The organism is Gemmatimonadota bacterium (assembly GCA_016209965.1).
In the GTDB taxonomy this organism is placed as follows: domain Bacteria; phylum Gemmatimonadota; class Gemmatimonadetes; order Longimicrobiales; family RSA9; genus JACQVE01.
The window spans coordinates 1-4,835 of record JACQVE010000269.1; the positions used below are offsets into that span (position 1 = coordinate 1).

Consider the following 4,835-nt stretch of genomic DNA (forward strand, 5'->3'; position numbering starts at 1 on the left):
CGGGAGTACGGCGCAGAGCCGTCGGCGGAGACGCGGGCGCTGATCGAGGCCATCCGCGCAGATCGGGGAGTGGCCGCGGCGGCGGAGGACTCGGGTGTGCCGCAACCCGCTGCGCCACGCGCGGCCGTCACGCCGGTGGCGGCCCCAGACCATGCCGCTCTGCCCCTCAGGCCGCCCCGCCGCCTGCACTGGTCTCGCCTGGCCCGCTCGCTGGCCTGGACAGGACGGGCCCGGACCCTGGCGGGCGCCGCACTCGCGCTCCTGCTCCTGGCCAGCGTGGCGGTCTGGCGATACGGCAGCCTGGGGCCGCGGGCAGGCGCGCCCGTCACCAGGGTCGCGGTATTCCCCTTCTCGCTGCGCGGCAGCCCGGAGCTCGACTATCTGCGCGAGGGCGTGGCCGAGCTGCTCAGCACCAGCCTCGACGGCGCTGGTCAGATGGTGACGGTGGACGCGCGCGCACTCCTCAGCCTGCTAAGCCGGGAGAAGGGCGTGCCCGGTCCGGACCGGGCCCGAGAGCTGGCCGCCCGCCTCGGCGCCGGCTCGCTCGTGCTGGGCAGTATTATCGAGGCAGGCGGGCGGCTCGAGCTCACGGCGTCGCTCTACGGCCGGGACGGAACCGTCGAGACCGTGGCCCGTGCGGGAACGTCTCGCGAGGAGGGGATTTTCGATGTGGTCGATCAGCTAGCCCGTGGCCTGGTGGCCGGTGAGTACGCGGGGCCGCGCGGCCGACTCACGCGTCTGGCCACCTTGACCACCCCCTCCTTGCCAGCCCTGAAAGCGTATCTGGCAGGGGAAAGCGCCTTGCGGCCCGGCCGCTTCGCGCAAGCGGCCGAGGCGTTCCAGCGGGCCGTAGCCGCCGACACGCTCTTCGCCCTGGGCTACTATCGACTGGCGGTGGCGGCAGGCTGGGCGGCGGACTTCGCTCTGGCGCAGCAGGCCGCCGAGCGAGCGACTCGTCTGGCCCACCGGCTCTCGCCACGCGACCGGCAGTTGTTGACGGCCTACCTGGCCGTGCGTCGGGGGCGCAGCGACGAGGCCGAGAACCTGTACCGCGACATCCTGCGAGTCTACCCGGATGACGTCGAGGCCTGGTACCTGCTGGGCGAGACGCTCTTTCACTACGGGCGCTTCCGCGGCCGTCCCGCGGCGCAGGCGCGGCCAGTGTTCGAGCGCGCCCTGGCACTGGACCCGGAGCACGGCGGGTCGCTGGCACATTTGATGGACCTGGCGGCCATGCAGGGTCGCTTTGCCAGCTACGACTCGCTTCTGGCGCGATCCTTCTCTGAGGGGACGCCTCCCGTCTGGCGCCGCGCCGTCCGCGGCTTCGGCCTGGGCGACGCCCAGGCTCGGGAAAAGCTGCTGGCGGAGCTGCGGCGCACGGCGGACCAGCATGTGGCGCTGAGCAGCCGCCTGGTGGCCACACAGGCGCATGACCTCGAGGGAGCCCGGCAGATCGCGCGGCTGCTGATCGAGCCCACGCGCGCGCCTCAGACACGGGCGCGCGGTCATTTCTTCCTGGCGCAGATCGAACTGGCTCTGGGCCGCTGGCACGCCGCATGGAAGCAACTGGACGGGGCGGAAGAGCTGGATCACGCTTCCGCCCTGGAGCTGCGCGCGCTCTATGCCGCCCTGCCCTTCCTGCCCATCCCCCGGCGCGAAATCGAGCGGGCCCGCGACCGCCTGCTGCACTGGAACGCCGCCGCCGTGCCGCCCCAGCCGGGATCGTTCTACGCCACGCACGACGGACTGCACCCCGTATTTCGCCTCTACCTGCTCGCGCTGCTCAGCCTGCGGCTGGACGACCCCACCGCCGCCGCCGACTTCGCCGCAGAAATTCCACGGGCTGCCGCCCGCGGCGACTCGCTCCACTCCAGCATGCTGGCCCGCAGCGTACAGGCGCAACTCGCGTGGCGGCGCGGGCGGCCGCTCCAGGCCCTGGCCGAGCTGAGCAGCAGCCGCCCAGAAACCTGGGAAGAGAACCTGGGGCGCTCCCCCTTCTTCTCCCAGGCCCACGAGCGCTACCTGCAGGCGGAAATCCTGGCCGAACTCGGGCGGGACCAGGAGGCGCTGGGCGGCTTCGAGTCGCTCGCAGAACACGCCGTCCACGAACTGGTCTACCTGCCCGTGGCCCATTTGCGGCGCGCCGAGATCCACGAGCGAAACCGGCAACAGCAAGCCGCCGCTCAGCACTACGCCCACTTCCTCAAACTGTGGGAGCACTGCGACCCCGAGCTCCTGCCCCTGGTCACAGCGGCCAGACGAAGGCTGGCAGCTCGCGGCGAATAGCCGGTGTTTCATGGGCGGGCGTCGTTGCCTCGGCTGGAAACAATCGAGGTGGGCGCCACGACGGCTGAGCTGGTGGGGCGCCGCGGGAAGGTCGAGAGCGGCAGACCTTTCCGAGGCGTGTATGGGATAGCGCCCGGTTATGCCGCGACTTGGGCGCCTGTGGAAGCGGGTGCGGAAGGAAGCGTCGGCGGGACGGCGTAGACTGCCGATCTCTCGCGAGAATCGCGGCGTACGGAAACGCTACACCGTCCAGTTTGGCGACCATCGCTGGCGCCGGACCTGGGCAGGCGGGTGCGTCCGCCGACGCGACCGCTTCCCGCTCTTGCTGTGCCCGCGGGCATTCCCAGGTACGGCACCAAGGTCGGCCCCGGCCCAGGAATTCGGCACCATTCTTGCCTTGCCCGTGTCCAGGACGAGGTCACCTCGCTTGCAAGAAGATAGATCTTAGCTTGCTCTGGGCGGCGTCGGGTGCCGGTCGGTCCGATTTGCCAGGCCCGGTCTCCGGGCAAAGCCCCGCACAGCCCCGCTCCGACGGAGGAGAGAGGACTGGCGAACGGCAACAATGGACATGGACTGAATGCCTTCGATCTGGCGTTCCACGGAATAATTGGAGAATGTCCTCGGTTGCGGAGCATCTGGCGGCTGGTGAAGCGCTTTGCCGGCACCGACATACCCCTGCTTCTCGAGGGGGAGACGGGAACGGGCAAGGAGCTTTTCGCCAAAGCGATCCACCAGCTCAGCCACCGGAGTTCCGGCCCATTCGCGCCGCTGAACTGCGCGGGCCTGCCGGAAGCCCTGCTGGAGAGCGAGCTCTTCGGTTACGAGAGGGGGGCGTTCACGGGCGCGGCCGGCACGAAGCCGGGGCTCTTCGAGTTTGCGGACGGCGGCACGGTCTTCCTCGACGAGGTTGGGGAGCTGCCGCTCCAGGCCCAGGCGAAGCTGCTCCGGGCCGTGGAGACGCGGAGCATTGTCCGGCTGGGGTCCCGCCAGCTCCGGCCGAAGGTGCTGGACTTCCGCGTGGTGAGCGCAACGAACCGGAACTTGGAGGAGGCTGTGCGGCGGGGCGAGTTCCGCCGGGACCTCTACCACCGCTTGAGCGGCGTAGTCATCGAGCTGCCGGCGCTACGGGAGCGTGTGGGCGACGTGGAGCATCTGGCCCGCAGCTTTTTGGCCCGTTACCGAGAGGTGTATGGAAAGCCGCGGCTGGAGCTGGCGCCGGCGACGCTGGAGGCGTTCCAGCGATCCCCCTGGCCCGGGAACGTGCGCGAGCTGGAACACGCGGTAGCCGCGGCGGCGGCGGCGACGGATGCGGTCATTGAGCCGCAGCATCTGGGCCCGCAGCTCCGGCGGCGCCTCGCGCGGATGGGCGAGGACGCGGCCGGCCCGGGCCCGCGGGTGGAGATCCGCGTGCGGTACCCGTGCTCGCTGGCCACGCCTGTGGACCTGAAACAGATCAAGGCGGAGATAGCGCGGGATGCGGAGGCGCAGGTCGTGGCCGCGGCGCGGCGGCTCCACCACGATTTGACCCGGGAAGAGCTGGCGCAGTTCCTGGCGGTGGATGCGAAGACGCTGCGGCATATGCTCCGATTCCTCCAGCGGGCGCCGGCCGCGGCGCCGCGGGAGGCGGGTGTGTCCGCATGACGCCGTAGGTTGCCGCTCAGCGGGGCGGCAGCAGTTGCTGCTGGGCGAGGCGCTCGACGGCCTGGCGGAAGTTGCGGCCGTGGACCCGGAACGCCTCGTAGGACGCGGCGGCCCCGTGCCGCTCCAGGAATTCCTCGATGGCCAGGAGGGTGGCCGCCCGGCACAGGGCCTCCAGCTCCGCGCCGCTCCGGCCATCCAGCTCCGCGGCCAGGCGGTCGAGGTGGACGTCCGCGGCCAGCGGCCGCGCCGCGTTGTGGATCGTCAGGATGGCCCGCCGGGCCTCGAGGTCCGGCGGCGGGAGCTCGATGGTGAGATCGAAGCGGCCGGGCCGGAGCAGTGCCGGATCCACGATGTCCAGCCGGTTGGTCGCGGCGAGGACCCAAACGCCGCGGAGCTCCTCGATGCCGTCCAGCTCCGTGAGGAGTTGGCTTACGATCCGCTCGGCGACGTGGGAATCGCCGCTGCCGGCGCCGCGATGGGGCGCCAGTGCGTCGATCTCGTCGAAGAAAACAATGCAAGGCGCCGCGTAGCGCGCCCGGCGGAACACCTCGCGCACGCCGCGCTCGCTTTCGCCCACATACATAGACACCAGCTCCGGGCCTTTTACGGAGATGAAGTTGATGGCCGCCTCCTTGGCTAGCGCCCGGGCCACCAGCGTCTTGCCGCAGCCCGGCGGCCCGTGGAGCAGGATGCCCCGGGGCGCCCGGAGCCGGGCCTGCTCGAACAGCTCGCGGTACTGGAGTGGCCATACCACGGCCTGGCGAAGCGCGTGCTTCACCGGCTCCAGCCCGCCTACATCGTCCCAGCCCACGTCGGGGAGTTCCACGAAGACCTCGCGCAGAGCCGAGGGCTCCACTTCTCGGAACGCGCCGAGGAAGTCGTCCATGCCCACTTCGAGCGATTGCAGC

General features: G+C 70.9%; 3 protein-coding genes. 2 read left to right on the plus strand and 1 reads right to left on the minus strand.

Features of this window, described 5'->3' with window-relative positions; genetic code table 11:
• Both HY703_10725 and HY703_10730 read left to right on the plus strand, forming a co-directional pair.
• On the plus strand, window positions 1-2,286 hold a 2,286-nt coding region (locus tag HY703_10725), incomplete at its 5' end, for a tetratricopeptide repeat protein (protein ID MBI4545660.1).
• A gap of 624 nt (window positions 2,287-2,910) precedes the next feature.
• A complete protein-coding gene (locus tag HY703_10730) occupies window positions 2,911-3,927 on the plus strand; it encodes a sigma 54-interacting transcriptional regulator (GenBank protein ID MBI4545661.1) in 1,017 nt (338 codons plus the stop codon).
• Window positions 3,928-3,943: 16 nt separating this feature from the next.
• Here HY703_10730 and HY703_10735 read toward each other — a convergent pair.
• The coding region (locus tag HY703_10735) for an AAA family ATPase (GenBank protein ID MBI4545662.1) at window positions 3,944-4,835 on the minus strand (892 nt) is incomplete at its 5' end.